Source organism: Fluviicoccus keumensis (genome assembly GCF_004217445.1).
Lineage (GTDB): Bacteria > Pseudomonadota > Gammaproteobacteria > Pseudomonadales > Moraxellaceae > Fluviicoccus > Fluviicoccus keumensis.
In genome coordinates, this window is the sequence record NZ_SHKX01000011.1 from 305,991 (window position 1) to 319,919 (window position 13,929).

At 60.3% G+C, this 13,929-nt stretch carries 12 protein-coding genes and 1 tRNA gene; 8 read left to right on the forward strand and 5 right to left on the reverse strand.

Going from position 1 to position 13,929, the window contains the following annotated elements; genetic code table 11:
• Positions 1-6: 6 nt before the first annotated feature.
• Together EV700_RS06695 and EV700_RS06700 are read left to right on the forward strand one after the other, a co-directional pair.
• Positions 7-1,923 carry an FG-GAP repeat protein gene (locus EV700_RS06695; RefSeq protein ID WP_130412040.1) on the forward strand — a complete coding sequence of 639 codons (1,917 nt, stop codon included), beginning with the start codon at positions 7-9 and terminating at the stop codon, positions 1,921-1,923.
• 221 nt (positions 1,924-2,144) lie between these two features.
• A complete protein-coding gene (locus tag EV700_RS06700) occupies positions 2,145-3,260 on the forward strand; it encodes a hypothetical protein (protein ID WP_130412042.1) in 1,116 nt (371 codons plus the stop codon).
• Between the two features lie 295 nt (positions 3,261-3,555).
• Here the strand turns inward: EV700_RS06700 and EV700_RS06705 are convergent.
• Positions 3,556-3,632: transfer RNA gene (locus EV700_RS06705), tRNA-Arg, on the reverse strand.
• 141 nt (positions 3,633-3,773) lie between these two features.
• Between EV700_RS06705 and EV700_RS06710 the strand changes: the two genes are divergently transcribed.
• On the forward strand, positions 3,774-4,190 hold the full coding sequence (locus EV700_RS06710) for a c-type cytochrome (protein ID WP_165391360.1): 417 nt from the start codon (positions 3,774-3,776) through the stop codon (positions 4,188-4,190).
• A gap of 58 nt (positions 4,191-4,248) precedes the next feature.
• On the opposite strand, the gene EV700_RS06715 is transcribed toward EV700_RS06710, so the two are convergent.
• From EV700_RS06715 to crcB, 4 genes are all read right to left on the reverse strand, one after another.
• On the reverse strand, positions 4,249-4,449 hold the full coding sequence (locus EV700_RS06715) for a DUF2788 domain-containing protein (RefSeq protein ID WP_130412046.1): 201 nt from the start codon (positions 4,447-4,449) through the stop codon (positions 4,249-4,251).
• A gap of 12 nt (positions 4,450-4,461) precedes the next feature.
• A complete protein-coding gene (rep, locus tag EV700_RS06720; protein WP_130412048.1) occupies positions 4,462-6,489 on the reverse strand; it encodes a DNA helicase Rep in 2,028 nt (675 codons plus the stop codon).
• A gap of 169 nt (positions 6,490-6,658) precedes the next feature.
• Entirely contained in the window at positions 6,659-7,504 is an 846-nt protein-coding gene (locus EV700_RS06725; protein WP_130412050.1) for an SDR family NAD(P)-dependent oxidoreductase, read from the reverse strand.
• A 164-nt stretch (positions 7,505-7,668) separates the two neighbouring features.
• Positions 7,669-8,046 (reverse strand): fluoride efflux transporter CrcB, encoded by a 378-nt coding sequence (gene crcB, locus EV700_RS06730; RefSeq protein ID WP_130412052.1) that lies wholly within the window; start codon positions 8,044-8,046, stop codon positions 7,669-7,671.
• Positions 8,047-8,129: 83 nt separating this feature from the next.
• Between crcB and gcvT the strand changes: the two genes are divergently transcribed.
• The 5 genes from gcvT to EV700_RS06755 all read left to right on the forward strand — a co-directional run bounded on the left by gcvT (position 8,130) and on the right by EV700_RS06755 (position 13,913).
• Complete coding sequence (gene gcvT / locus EV700_RS06735) at positions 8,130-9,218, forward strand: glycine cleavage system aminomethyltransferase GcvT (RefSeq protein ID WP_130412054.1); 1,089 nt, start codon at positions 8,130-8,132, stop codon at positions 9,216-9,218.
• Positions 9,219-9,272: 54 nt separating this feature from the next.
• Entirely contained in the window at positions 9,273-9,662 is a 390-nt protein-coding gene (gene gcvH, locus EV700_RS06740; RefSeq protein WP_130412056.1) for a glycine cleavage system protein GcvH, read from the forward strand.
• A 161-nt stretch (positions 9,663-9,823) separates the two neighbouring features.
• A complete protein-coding gene (gene gcvPA, locus EV700_RS06745; protein ID WP_130412058.1) occupies positions 9,824-11,191 on the forward strand; it encodes an aminomethyl-transferring glycine dehydrogenase subunit GcvPA in 1,368 nt (455 codons plus the stop codon).
• 4 nt (positions 11,192-11,195) lie between these two features.
• Entirely contained in the window at positions 11,196-12,656 is a 1,461-nt protein-coding gene (gcvPB, locus tag EV700_RS06750) for an aminomethyl-transferring glycine dehydrogenase subunit GcvPB (protein ID WP_130412060.1), read from the forward strand.
• Between the two features lie 69 nt (positions 12,657-12,725).
• Entirely contained in the window at positions 12,726-13,913 is a 1,188-nt protein-coding gene (locus EV700_RS06755; RefSeq protein WP_130412062.1) for a class I SAM-dependent rRNA methyltransferase, read from the forward strand.
• Positions 13,914-13,929 lie beyond the last annotated feature (16 nt).

The window sequence follows — 13,929 nt, forward strand, 5'->3', positions numbered from 1 at the left end:
CTAGCCATGACACTGATGCGTATTGCCAAATACTCTTTCGCCGGAAGCCTGACACTGGCTTTGGCCGCTTGCGGCGGCGGAGGGGGGGGCGGTGGTTCCTCCACATCCACCGCGCCAGCCGCCGCCAGCCTGAGCATGTCGATCGGCGTGCAGGGGCTGGATCTTTCCTGGACCCCGGTCAGCGGCGTCACCAGCTATCGTCTTTATCAGGATGCCACCGGTTCGTCGGGTTTCACCCGTATCGGCGGAGACATCGCCGCCGCCTCCGGCAGCTACCGGCTTCCGGTCAGCAGTCATCTGCTGGACTGGCCCAACGCCCGGTTCCGCATCGACGCCTGCAACGGCGATAGCTGCACCGCTTCGCAACCCATCAGCGTGGTGAGCGGCATGTTGGCGTCAATCACCTACGTAAAGGCCTCCAATACCCAGGATGGCAGCCGCTTCGGCGGCTCGGCGGCGCTGAGCGGCGACGGCCGCACGCTGGTCGTTGGCTCTCCGCAGGTGAAGGATGAGGCCGAAGGCCTCTACATCGGCGATCGCTCGGTGGCGGGTTCCGGCGCGGACAATCACGGTGCGGTCTACGTCTATCAGATGGGCAGCAACGGGTTGTGGTCGCAGGTGTTGTACCTGAAAGCCCCGCATATCCGCGATGCGGACGGCAATCCCGAGGGCGGCTTTGGCGCGCGCTTTGGCACCGGAGTCGCGGTTAATAGTGACGGTAGTGTCATTGCTGTTGGCGCGGCAGGTGAGGGTAGTGGTGCAGTCGGCGTCAACGGCGACCAGACTGACAGCACCCTGATCGACAGCGGCGCGGTTTACGTCTATAGCCGGGATACCGGCGGCAACTGGAGCGAACCGACTTATCTGAAGTCTTCCAACAGCCGCGACAACCAGCTGTTTGGCGCGGCGATCAGCCTCAGCAAGGACGGCAACCGTCTGGTGGTGGGCGCACCGGGCGAGGACAGCCCGGCCAAGGGCGTTAACGGCAACGGCGCCCTCACGGGCAGCACTGACAGCGGCGCTGCGTATCTGTTTGAAAAGTCGGGCGGAGCTTGGGCGCAGAAAGCCTATCTGAAAGCCAGCAACAGTCGCGCCAATGCTCGCTTCGGCGATAGCGTTGCCCTGGCGGGGGACGGCCAGACGGTAGCGGTCGGTTCACCGGGCGAAAACAGCAGCGCACGCGGCATCAACGGCAATCAGAACGCGGCCGGGCTGGATGACAGCGGCGCAGTGTACGTATTTGCCTACGATAACGGCGCGGCGCTTTGGACGCAGCAATCCTATATCAAGGCGTCCAACACCCCGCTGGCGACCGATGTCATTGACGGCCCGGAATTCGGGACGGCGGTTTCCCTCAGTGATAACGGGGCATTGCTGGCCGTGGGCGCGCCTTATGTTGATAGCGATAACGCCACGCTGTCCTCGAACGACAACACCCGGAACCTGGGTGCGGTCTACTTGTTCAAGCGCGCGGCAGCGTGGGTGCAAACCGCCATGCTGAAGACCGTCAATACCGGCATGTTCGCCAACGTCGGATCGTCGGTGGCGCTTAGCGGCGACGGGACTTTGCTGGCCATCGGCGCGCCTGGCGATGCCACCCTCAGCCGCGGCATCAATGGCTCTACGGCCAGCGCGGGCGGTATCAACGAGAATGGCGGCGTGTACATGTTCGCCATCGACGGCAATGGTGCGGGTACGCAGCGAAGCTATGTCAAGGCGTCCAATACCATGACTTCATCGGCGGGCTTGTGGCTGGATATTCGTTCCCGCTTTGGTGATGTGGTGGCGTTGAGCACCGATGGCAAGCGTCTGGCGGTTGGAGCGCCGGGGGAATATGGCATGGCCAAGGGTGTGCATAATGGTGCTGATGTCGCGGGGTCGGATGTTTCCCGTCCGGAAGCCGGCGCGGTGTATCTGTATTAAGCCACACGTTTGGCGGGGCAGGCCATAGGCCTGCTGCAGTAAAGAAAAGCCCGTCCATGACGGGTTTTTCTTTTTGGCGGAGTGTGCTGCATTAATATTAATAAAGGCATAAAGGTGTCTGACTCCGTTATCCACTCCAGTACTTGGCCCAAACCAGACGCTGCGTTTACACTACCCACAGGGCCCGATGACAGGGTTGCGTTGAAATATCAGAGAGGATGATGATGAGCGGCGAAGCATTTTACGTGTGGGATCTGGCGGGTGAGCAAGTTGCTCCGAAATATGAGGATTTATTGCCTGCATTCCGCCGCGCGCTGGCGCGCGAAGATGTTCCTCCGATGGATAAGATGCTGGTGCTGGCACGCCTGTTGCCGCAAGTAGTCCGTGATAATCCCGATATTGATACGGACGTGGCGGACTTCTTCGGGCGTGTTGAGTCTTGGGCGCTGTCGAACTACTATGGTGCCTTGCGCTTGGAACTGCCGGCGGATCCGTTCTGGATCGCCAAGCGGATTCTGGTGAAAGTCGCCTCGGAAGTGGGCGTGGTGCTTTTCGACGACTTACAAGGAGTGTTCTTCCTGCCGGATGGGCGTATTTTGCCGGAGGCACAGGGCAAGAAATGGCAAGGTGCGATTCACTATCTGGAAGGGCAGCATGATTTTCCTACGACGGTGCCGCAGTTCAAGAAATTGGCTTTCCCGTTGCTTGAGGCTATATTAATCCGGCGGGGGTATGTGGTGGATGAGGTGTTGCAGAGGGAGAATGGGGGATATAATTTTTCAAGACAGGTAGAATGTGGTGTTCAAATGGTTGGATTCAAGTTTGAGCGATCTTATCAGGGTTTTACAATCCCATTATCTATTCAAATGTCTGTTGATGTTGTTAATGATATTCTAAGTAAATTTAGTTTTTCAAATTATGATTATTTGTATATATTTGAATTGTATGATAGTTTTAAAGAAAAACTGGGTGATGCTCTATATGTTTCTGATGTTGAGTCGCTAAATGAGTTGTTGAGTGCAATCGAAAGTTACGTTTTAAGTATCCATGAGTCCACCAAAAATATTATGGGCTTGAATGATTTAGTGGAAGGAAGGCTTGGAGAAACATTATCAAGAAGAATTCTTGGTGTTTGGACAGCACCTAAAGCTTTGATAACTCTAAGGCTTGCTGGCAATAAAGACTTTGATAGATTTGCAATTGAAATTCCATCCAATGTAAGAGTTTGGGGGCGAATTGGTAAGGCTCAGGGCTTGGCTGAGTGGCCAAAACTTGTAGAGTATTTAAAAACTCATTTTGATGATGATGGTAAACCCATAGAGCAATCAGGTACATAAAACGTCCAAAGAAAGGTGTCTGACCTCTTTCCCCGCCGTGAGAACATCCGCCTGCGGCGGGCCCTCCTTTTGGGTCGCCAAAAGGAGGCAAAAGCGAGTCCTTCGCCAAAACTCGCGCAAGGGCAGTTCACTGTTTAAAAGGTGCGATTAACCGGCTTCGATGAAGGTGGTGTGGCTCGGACAATGGCTGCGGACGGCAAGAGCTTGGAATTGGGGTTGTGCGCTTCGTGTGTGTTGGAGATTCAGGTGTTCAGGATCAGGTTTTTTGCGGAGAATATATTGCTTGAGGGGGAGATGGCGCGCCCGGCGGGATTCGAACCCACGACCCCTGCCTTCGGAGGGCAGTACTCTATCCAGCTGAGCTACGGGCGCTTTGCAGGGGCGCAATCATACCCGCCCCGCCATCGGTCGTCCATGCCTTTTCGTGCAAATGGGTTGTTCAGCTTTGTCCTCACCGCATTTGCGGTTATACTCGCCGCCATCAAGAATCAACCTGCTGCTGTGAGGCGTTCCGTGAAGAAATTTGTTCTGTTTGCTTTGTTGGGTCTGGGCTTCATGTCGTCTGCGATGGCGGCCCAGGATGAAGCCGAAGTCATCAGCCGCATCAAGCTGGTGGGTGAAGTTTGCGTGCAGGGCAAGCCCTGTTCCGTGAAGACCCCGGTCGTGGCCGCCGCCGCTGCTCCGGCCCCGGGCGCGGCTCCCCGCTCCGGCGAGGAAATCTTCAAGGCCGTGTGTAGCGGTTGCCACGGCGCCGGTGTCATGGGCGCTCCCAAGTTCGGTACTGCCGATTGGGCTCCGCGTGTCGCCAAGGGCAAGGCCACCCTGTACCAGCACGCGCTGGGCGGTTTCAACATGATGCCCGCCAAGGGCGGCTGCGCGGTTTGCTCCGAGCAGGAAATCAAGAACGGCGTCGATTACATGGCCAAGTAATCCGCCTGATATAAAAAAACCCGCTGCGGCGGGTTTTTTTTATGCCTGAAAACCGGGCTTATTTGTTGATGACAAACTGCAGCACGATCTTGATCGTATAGCCCAGAAAGCCCACGCCAAGCGCAATGAACAGTGCAAAAGTCCCCATCTTGCCCGCATTGGATTTCTTGGCCAGATCCCAGATCACGAACATCAGGAAGGCGATGAAGGCGGGAACCGCCAGGTTCATGCCCAGTTGGGTCAGCATTTCATCGGTCATGGCGGTCTCCGGTTATTTCAGTAGGGCGCGAAGGTTGGCGAGGTGGGCGGCTCCGATCCGTTGCTTTTCCTGAGGCGTGCGGGTGCTGGTGCGCCCGATCCATTCGATTTCCTCGTGCGGCAATTCATCCAGGAAGCGGCTGGGCATGGTGGAGCGGAAATCGCCCCCGGCCTTGCGGCGTTCGGCCAGCGTCAGCGTCAGCGTCTGCTTGGCGCGGGTGATGCCCACGTACATCAGTCGGCGTTCTTCTTCCACCGTATCGGCGTCGATGCTGTTGCGGTGCGGCAGCAGGTCTTCTTCCAGGCCGATAATGTAGACGTGCGGGTATTCCAGTCCCTTCGAGGCATGCAGCGTCAGCAATTGCACGCGGTCGCTGTCGTCTTCCTCGGCCTGCTGATCCAGCAGGTCAATCAGCACCAGCTTGCGGATTACCGCCTCGATGTTCTTGTCGTCCTCGGATTCGGCCTTGTTCAGCATGCCCTGGATCGAGGTCAGCAAAAAGTTGATGTTCTCCAGCCGGGCTTCCGCGCCTTGCGGCGTCGGGGCCTGTTCGCGGATGTAATCCTCGAAATCAATATCGTTCAGCAGCTTGCGGATTTCCGGCACCGGCTCGGTGGTTTCCAGAATCTCGCGGGTGTGATGTTCCAGCCACTGCGCGAACTCCTGCAAGGTCACTAAGGCCTTCTTCTGGCCCAAGGCTTCGGCCAGTCCGAATTCCTGGCAGGCGGTCAGTAGCGACACGCCGCGCTGTTGCGCATAACTGGCCAATTTCTCCAGCGTGGTCGGGCCGATGCCGCGCTTCGGGGTATTGATGATGCGCAGGAAGGCGCTGTCGTCAGACGGATTGATGATCAGCCGCAGGTAGGACATCACGTCCTTGATTTCGGCGCGGGAGTAGAAGGACTGGCCGCCGGAAATCTTGTAGGGAATCTGCAGTTCGCGCAGCTGCGTTTCAATGGCCTTGGCCTGGAAGTTGCCGCGATAGAGGATGGCGTAATCCTTCCAGGTGCGGCTGTTGATCAGCTTGTGGTGAATCAGGTCGTTGGCGACGCGCTCGGCCTCGTCGCGGTCAGTGGGGCAGGTGATGATGCGGATGCGGTCGCCCAGCCCGTGCTGGCTCCACAGCTTCTTTTCGAAGACGTGCGGGTTGTTGCCGATCACCGAGTTGGCGGCGGTCAGGATGCGCGCCATCGAGCGGTAGTTCTGTTCCAGCTTTACCACCTTCAGGTTCGGATAGTCGTGGGTCAGCTGGATCATGTTTTCCGGCTTGGCGCCGCGCCAGGCGTAGATACTCTGGTCGTCGTCGCCCACGGCGGTGAAGCGGGCGCGGGCGCCGACCAGCAGTTTCACCAGCAGGTACTGGGCGGTGTTGGTGTCCTGGTATTCGTCCACCAGCAGGTAATGCACGCGTTCCTGCCATTTCTCGCGGATGGCCTGGTTTTCCTGCAACAGGCGCGTGGGAATGGCGATCAGGTCGTCAAAGTCGACGGCGTTATAGGCGCGCAGGTGACGCTGATAGGCTTCGTAGATTTGCGCGGCGATCAGTTCTTCATTGGTGGTGGCGACGCTGACCGCCTGCACCGGCTGGATCAGGTCGTTCTTCCAGTCGGAAATCTTCTTGATGATGAACTTCATCGCCTCCTTGCGGTCGGCGGCCGGGCTGTTTTCCTTGTGCAGCAGGTCGGCCAGCAGGCGCTGGGCGTCATCGGAATCCAGGATCGAGAAGTTCTGCTTCAGTCCGGCGGCTTCCAGTTCGTGCCGGATCATGGTCAGGCCAAGCGTGTGGAAGGTGGAAACGCTGATGCCCTGGGCGTTCTTGCCGCTCAGCAGCTTGCCGACCCGTTCCTTCATTTCCCGCGCCGCCTTGTTGGTAAAGGTGACGGCGAAAATGCGGTGCGGCTTGATACCGCATTCTTCAATCAGGTAGGCGATCTTGCGCGTAATCACGGAGGTCTTGCCGGATCCGGCGCCCGCCAGCACCAGCAAGGGGCCGTCAATGTACTTCATCGCTTCAAGTTGGCGTGGATTGAGAGTGCTCATGAGGTTCCGGCAGGGAAGTGAGGGCGTTTCGGGAAGGTTGCGATTGTACGGTGAAGGGGGAGGGGAAACAATTGGCCGAGGCGGTGTCGGCGTCAGGATGCGACGGGTTTAACGGGAAACCCCACCGGGCTGGGAGTTGACCCGGTGGAGGAAATTGCCGCAGGAAGAATCAGCGTTTGCCCAGACGTTCCAGCAGCTTGGTGCCGATGCCCATGACATTGTCGTAATGGTTGGGCAGCAGGCGCTGCATCAGGTCCAGCACCTTGGCGTCCGGGCCGATCAGCAGGCGCTTGGTGTTCTTCTCGATGGCGCGCACGATCTGGCGGGCAGCTTCCTCGGCGGTGGTGCCGGCCATCTTGTCGAAATCGGCGGCCATCTTGCCCAGGCTGACCTGCTTGCCATTCATGTCTTCTTCAATGCGGCCGTTACGCACGATGTTGGTCTTGATGCCGCCCGGATGCACGCAGGTCACATGGATGTGCGGGTGCGACGACTTCAGTTCCTGGCGCATGGCTTCGGTAAAGCCCTTCACCGCGAACTTGCTGGAGTTGTAGGCCGACTGGCTGGGCACGCCGATGATGCCGAAGATGCTGGAAATATTGACGATATGGCCGTCCTTTTGCGCCTTCAGGTGCGGCAGGAAGGCCTCGGTGCCATTGACGACGCCGTAGAAGTTGATGTTCATCACCCACTCGAAATCGCTGCGCTTCATGTGGTCCACGGTTTGCGCCAGCGCTACCCCGGCGTTGTTGATGATGACGTGGGCCTTGCCTAGCACGCGCTCGACATTGTCGGCGAAGGTCTGCACGGCCTTGCGGTCGGAAACGTCGACGGTGGCACTGTAGACCTTGACGCCATGCGCACCGGCGATTTCGACGGTCTTTTGCAGGTTGTCGGCGCTGACATCGCACAGGGCGAGTTGCGAGCCTTGGGCGGCCAGTTGCAGGGCCAGGGCGCGGCCGATGCCGGAGCCCGCGCCGGTAATGACGACGACTTTGCCTTCGAGTGAGCGCATGGTTATTCCTCTTGTCCGGGGATTGTTATGGGGTTTGGACTCTCGTCCAACTTATCGGGAAAGGGGCGGGGTGGCAAGGGTCATTGAAGGACGATCGGGTTGTCATTCGAGGCCACGTCAGGGCGTTATTCCGCCCTGACGGTGATTTCGAAGTAAATTGGGATTTATTTGAGGGCGCTGACCGTCGCCATGCCCAGCACCGTCATCAGCAGCGAGCCGCCGACATGCAGCCCGATCGCCAGCAGCATGGCGCCAAACCGTTCCGCCTGCAGCAAGGTGACCACTTCCGCCGAAAACGTCGAAAACGTAGTCAGCCCGCCCAGGAATCCGGTCACGATCAGCAAGCGCCACAGCGGCGACAAATCGGTCAACAGGGCGAATACCGCCACCGCCACGCCGATCAGATAACCGCCGATCAGGTTGGCCGCCAGCGTCCCCAAGGGGACCGTGGGCGTCAGCGCGTTTAGCCACAGGCCCAATTGCCAGCGGCAGATCGCTCCCAACGCGGCGCCGCCGCCAATGGCAATCAGTTGATAAAACATGGAAAACCCCGTTTGTTCATCGCCTGCCGGTAGTCTGGAATGGCCTGAACATGTAAAATGCAGGCCGCATTTCCGGAGGCGTTATGGGACTCAAGACCGCACTTTATCACGAACATTTGGCCCTGAACGCCCGCATGGTGGATTTTGGCGGCTGGGACATGCCCGTCCAGTACACCTCGGTGCTGACCGAACATCATGCCGTGCGCCGCGAGGCTGGCATGTTCGATGTGTCGCACATGACTTTTGTCGATGTCACCGGCCCCGACGCCAAGGCCTACCTGCAAAAGCTGCTGGCCAACGACGTCGCCCGCCTGATCTTGCCCGGCAAGGCGCTGTATTCCGCCATGCTCAACCCGCAGGGCGGCGTCATCGACGACCTGATTGTCTACGCCCCGACCGAGGCCAACCCGGACCTGTGGCGCGTCATCGTCAACTGTGGCACCCACGACAAGGACCTGGCCTGGATGCAGGCGCAGGCCGCCAGTTTCCGCGTCTCGATCAACGAACGCACTGATCTGGCCATGATCGCCGTGCAGGGCCCCAAGGCCAACGCTATCGTCGGTCAGGTGCTGGGCGAGGAAGCCTCCGCGCTGATCGCCGGTCTGAAAGTCTTTCAGGGCAAGGAATTTCGCAACGACTGGTTTATCGCCCGCACCGGCTATACCGGGGAAGAAGGCGTGGAGATGCTGGTGCCGGAGGCGGAAATCACCGGCTTCTGGCAACAGCTGCTGGCCGCCGGGGTGACCGCTTGCGGTCTGGGCGCGCGCGATACGCTGCGTCTGGAAGCCGGGATGAACCTCTACGGCCACGAGATGGACGACAACGTGTCGCCGCTGGTCGCCAACATGGCGTGGACCATTGCCTGGGATCACGACTTCATTGGCAAGGAACCCATCCTGGCCGAGAAGAACGCCGGGGTTGCGCAGCAACTGGTCGGCCTGATCCTGCAGGACAAGGGCGTGTTGCGCGCCGAACAGAAAGTGATTGTCGAAGGCGTCGGGGAGGGCATCACCACCTCCGGCACCTTCTCGCCGACCCTGGAAAAGTCGATTGCGCTGGCGCGCGTGCCCGCCGGTGACTTTACGCAGGTGCAGGTGGAAATCCGCGGCAAGAAGCTGGCCGCGACCGTCGTCAAACCGCCCTTTGTCCGCAACGGCAAGGCGCTGGTTTAAGTTTTCATTATCGGGGCGCACCGGCCAGTGCGTCCGACTTCAAGCGAGAAAATCATGAGCAATACTCCCAGCGATCTGAAATACGCCAGCAGCCACGAATGGGCCCGCCTGGACGGCGATGTGGTCACCGTCGGCATTACCGATCATGCCCAGGAAGCCTTGGGCGACCTGGTGTACGTGGAGTTGCCGGATGTCGGCGATACTGTTGCCGCGGGTGACGAAGCCGGTGTCGTGGAATCGGTGAAGGCCGCTTCCGACATCTATGCTCCGGTCTCCGGTGAAATCATTGCCGTCAACGAAGCGCTGGGCGATACCCCGGAAATCATCAACACCGACCCGTACAACGAAGGCTGGATCTACAAGATCCGTGTCTCCGACGTTTCCGAACTGGACAATCTGATGTCCGGCGAAGAATACGATGCCCAGGTAGCCACCGAGCATTAACTCGCTTCATCTCCCTCTCCCCTTGTGGGAGAGGGCCGGGGAGAGGGGTGCGGAAAGCTGCTTGAACATTCTGCAAGTTTGAGCCTCCGCAGTACTCCTCTCCCTAACCCTCCCCAACACGGGGGAGGGAACTTGTTCCCCTAGCTTATACGAGCCTGTCCATGCCCTTCATTCCCCATACCGAAGCCGATGTGAGCGCCATGCTCCAGTCCATCGGCGCCAGCCGACTGGATGATCTCTTCGATGAGATTCCGGCCCACTTGCGCTGCCAGCCCCTGAACGCCATCCCCGATGGCCTGAGCGAAATGGATGCGCTGCGACGGATGACGGATCGCAGCAACCAGGACGCCGGGGCGCTGTGCTTCCTGGGTGCGGGCGCGTATGAGCACCACATTCCCGCTGCTGTCTGGGACGTGGTGGGGCGCGGCGAGTTCATGACCGCCTACACGCCGTATCAGGCGGAAGCCTCGCAGGGTACCCTGCAGGTGATCTACGAATTCCAGAGCATGATGGCGCACCTGACCGGCATGGACGTGAGCAACGCCTCCGTTTATGACGGCGCGTCCGGTCTGGCCGAAGCGGCGCTGATGGCCGTTCGCGCCCACCGCAAGTCGAAGAGCCGCCGCATCCTGATGCCGCGCACCGTGTCGCCGCTGTACCGCGAGGCGGTCAAGGCCATCGTCGAGATGCAGGGCATCGAACTGGTCGAGCTGGATTATGACCGCCAGGAAGGCAAGATCGATCCCGCCAGCCTGCAAGCCTATGAAGGCCAGGATTTCACGGCGCTGGTCATTCCCTTCCCCAATTTCTTCGGCGTGCTGGAAGACGTGGACGCGCTGACGCGCTGGGCGGAAGCCAATAATGTGCTGACCATTGCCGTCGTCAACCCGATGGCGCTGTCGATCCTGACACCGCCGGGCGAGTGGGGTGGCAAGGGCGCGGATATCGTCGTGGGCGAAGGCCAGCCTTTCGGCATTCCTTTGTCCTCCGGCGGTCCGTACGTCGGTTTCCTCTGCTGCAAGCAGGAGCATGTGCGCCAGATGCCGGGCCGAATCATCGGTCGCACCGTCGATCTGGAAGGCAAGCCCGGTTTCGTGCTGACGCTGCAAGCGCGCGAACAGCACATCCGTCGCGCCAAGGCGACCTCGAACATCTGCACCAACCAGGGTTTGGCGATGACTGCCGCCACCATCTACCTCAGCCTGATGGGCTCGGAAGGCATCGAGCGCGTGGCGCTGGCCAGCCACAATAACCTGCAGGCGCTGGCGCAGCAGGCGGCTGGCGTTGCCGGAGTGGGCCGTCCCTTCGCCGGTGCGACTTTCCATGAAAGCGTTCTGAGCCTGCCCAAGCCCGCCGCCGGGGTGCTGGCAGCGATGGCCGATCAGGGCGTGCTCGGCGGTCTGGACCTGTCGCCGTATTACCCGGAGCTGGGCAACGCCCTGCTGGTGTGCGCCACCGAAACCAAGAACGCCGCTGACCTGCAGAAGTACGTGCAGGTTCTTGAAACTGCCCTGGCCCGTGCGGAGTAAGACCATGACCCTGATTTTTGAACGTTCCGAACCCGGTCGTCGCGCTACCGCCCAGGCCCCCGTGGTCCGTCAGGACGCCGTGGCGCTGCCCGCCAACCTGCGCCGCAAGCAACCCGCGCTGCTGCCGCAAGCTTCCGAAATGCAGGTGGTGCGTCACTACACCAACCTGTCGCGCAAGAACTTCAGCATCGATACCCAGTTCTATCCGCTGGGTTCCTGCACCATGAAGTACAACCCCCGCGGCGCGCACAAGGCGGCGATGATGCCCGGCTTCCTTGGCCGTCACCCGCTGGCCCCGGCGTCGCACTCGCAAGGCTTTCTCGCCTGCATGTACGACCTGCAGGAAGTGCTGAAGGAAGTGACCGGTATGAAGGGTGTGTCGCTGACGCCCGCCGCCGGCGCCCAGGGTGAGTTCGCCGGGGTGGCGATGATCCGCGCCTACCACCTGTCGCGCAACGATCTCGCCCGTACTGAAATGCTGATTCCCTCGACCGCTCACGGCACCAATCCCGCCACGGCGGTGATGTGCGGCTACACCGTGCGTGAAATCCCGGTGATGGCGAATGGCGACGTCGATCTGGAAGCGTTGAAGGCTGCCGTCGGTCCGCAAACCGCCGGCCTGATGATGACCAATCCCTCGACCTGCGGCGTCTTCGACCAGCAGATCGACCAGATCGCCCTGATTGTCCACGATGCGGGCGGCCTGTTGTACTACGACGGTGCCAACCTCAACGCCATTCTCGGCAAGGTGCGTCCCGGCGACATGGGCTTCGACGTGCTGCACATGAACCTGCACAAGACCTTCGCCACCCCGCACGGCGGCGGCGGTCCGGGTGCGGGTCCGGTCGGTGTCGGCGAGCGCCTGCTGCCGTTCCTGCCGACGCCGATTGTCGGCAAGGAAGATGACGGCCGGTACCGCTGGCTGGATCACAACGACCTGCCGCAAAGCATCGGCCACCTGCATGCCTTCATGGGTAATGCCGGGGTGCTGTTGCGCGCCTACTTCTACGCGCTGGTGCTGGGCCGTGAAGGTTTGCACCGGGTCGGTGAATATTCGACGCTGAACGCCAACTACATGATGAAGCGCCTCGAAGCCGCCGGTTTCCAGCTGGCGTACCCGGAGCGTCGCGGTTCGCACGAGTTCATCATCACCTTCGCCAAGGAAGCCAAGACCCTGGGCGTGTCGGCGATGGATATCGCCAAGCGCCTGCTGGACTACGGCTACCATGCGCCGACCACCTACTTCCCGCTGCTGGTGCCGGAATGCTTCCTGATCGAGCCGACCGAAACCGAGGCCCCCGACGAGCTGGACGGTTTCATCGCCGCGCTGGTGAAGATTCTGGACGAAGCCCGCACCGAGCCGGAACTGGTCAAGGGCGCGCCGCACACCATGCCGGTGCGCCGTCTGGATGATGTCCGCGCCGCGCGCGAACTGGATCTGGTGTATCGTCCGGTCAACGGCTAAGCGTCAACGGTTTTACCCAAGGCAAGGGCGCGGCGGAAGTTGCGCCCTTTGCTTTTATCAGGAGTCACCATGAATACCCTGCGTCTGAAAAAACACGAAGAACGCCGCCTGCGCGAAGGCCATCTCTGGATCTATTCCAACGAAGTCGATACCGCCGTCACGCCGCTGAAAACACTGACACCCGGCGAACAGGTGCTGGTCGAGGACTTCTCCGGCAAGGCGCTGGGCATCGCTACGGCGCAGCCCAATTCACTGATCTGCGCGCGACTGGTCAGCCGCGATGTCAAGCATCCGCTGAACAAGTCGCTGCTGGTGCACCGCATCCAGCAGGCGCTCAGCCTGCGCGAGCGTTTCTATGCCGATCCCTATTACCGGCTGGTTTACGGCGACAGCGACTTCCTGCCGGGTCTGGTGGTCGACCGCTTCGGCGATTACCTGGTGGTGCAGATCAACTCCGCCGGGATGGATCTGGTGAAGGATGAAGTCGTCGCTGCGCTGGAAAAGGTGCTGTCGCCGAAGGGCATCCTGTTCCGCAACGACGGCAAGGCGCGCGTGGCGGAAGGGCTGGAAAGCTATGTCGCCGTGGCGGCGGGTGAAGTGCCGCAGGAGGTTGAACTACTGGAAAACGGCGTGAAATTCCTGGCCCCGGTGCATGAAGGGCAGAAGACCGGCTGGTTCTTCGATCATCGCGAAAACCGCGCCCGCCTGAAGGGGCTGGTGGAAGGCAAGCGCGTGCTGGATGTCTTCTCTTACGCGGGCAGTTGGGGCGTGCAGGCGGCGGTGTTCGGGGCCAGTGAAGTGGTTTGTGTTGATGCGTCAGAGTTCGCGCTGGATTATGTCGAGAAGAATGCCGCGCTGAACGACGTTGCCGAAAAGGTCGGCACCTTCCAGGGCGATGCCTTTCAGGTGCTGACCGAGCTGAAAGAGCAGGGCGAGCACTTTGATGTGATCATCCTCGATCCGCCCGCCTTCATCCAGAAGCGCAAGGATCACGGCGTCGGCCTGCAGGCCTACCGCCGCATCAACGAACTGGCGATGCGCCTGCTGACCCGCGACGGCCTGCTGGTATCGGGTTCGTGCTCCATGCATCTGGGGCCGCATGAGCTGGTGGATGTGATGCGCGCGGCCAGCCGTCATATCGACCGTCTGGCACAGGTGGTGTATCAGGGCGGGCAGGGACCGGATCATCCGGTGAACCCGGCGATTACGGAAACTCAATACCTGAAGTGCGTGATGGCGCGGGTGATGGTGAACTGACCGGCGCAGCTCCGGG

What these genes read in the sequence shown, in the direction of transcription:
- rep (WP_130412048.1), bottom strand. Translation starts at nt 6,489, where the DNA reads ATGAGCACTCTCAATCCACGCCAACTTGAAGCGATGAAGTACATTGAC.
- EV700_RS06715 (WP_130412046.1), bottom strand. Translation starts at nt 4,449, where the DNA reads ATGACCGATGAAATGCTGACCCAACTGGGCATGAACCTGGCGGTTCCC.
- gcvPB (WP_130412060.1), top strand. Translation starts at nt 11,196, where the DNA reads ATGACCCTGATTTTTGAACGTTCCGAACCCGGTCGTCGCGCTACCGCC.
- EV700_RS06695 (WP_130412040.1), top strand. Translation starts at nt 7, where the DNA reads ATGACACTGATGCGTATTGCCAAATACTCTTTCGCCGGAAGCCTGACA.
- EV700_RS06755 (WP_130412062.1), top strand. Translation starts at nt 12,726, where the DNA reads ATGAATACCCTGCGTCTGAAAAAACACGAAGAACGCCGCCTGCGCGAA.
- gcvH (WP_130412056.1), top strand. Translation starts at nt 9,273, where the DNA reads ATGAGCAATACTCCCAGCGATCTGAAATACGCCAGCAGCCACGAATGG.
- gcvPA (WP_130412058.1), top strand. Translation starts at nt 9,824, where the DNA reads ATGCCCTTCATTCCCCATACCGAAGCCGATGTGAGCGCCATGCTCCAG.
- gcvT (WP_130412054.1), top strand. Translation starts at nt 8,130, where the DNA reads ATGGGACTCAAGACCGCACTTTATCACGAACATTTGGCCCTGAACGCC.
- EV700_RS06700 (WP_130412042.1), top strand. Translation starts at nt 2,145, where the DNA reads ATGATGAGCGGCGAAGCATTTTACGTGTGGGATCTGGCGGGTGAGCAA.
- crcB (WP_130412052.1), bottom strand. Translation starts at nt 8,046, where the DNA reads ATGTTTTATCAACTGATTGCCATTGGCGGCGGCGCCGCGTTGGGAGCG.
- EV700_RS06725 (WP_130412050.1), bottom strand. Translation starts at nt 7,504, where the DNA reads ATGCGCTCACTCGAAGGCAAAGTCGTCGTCATTACCGGCGCGGGCTCC.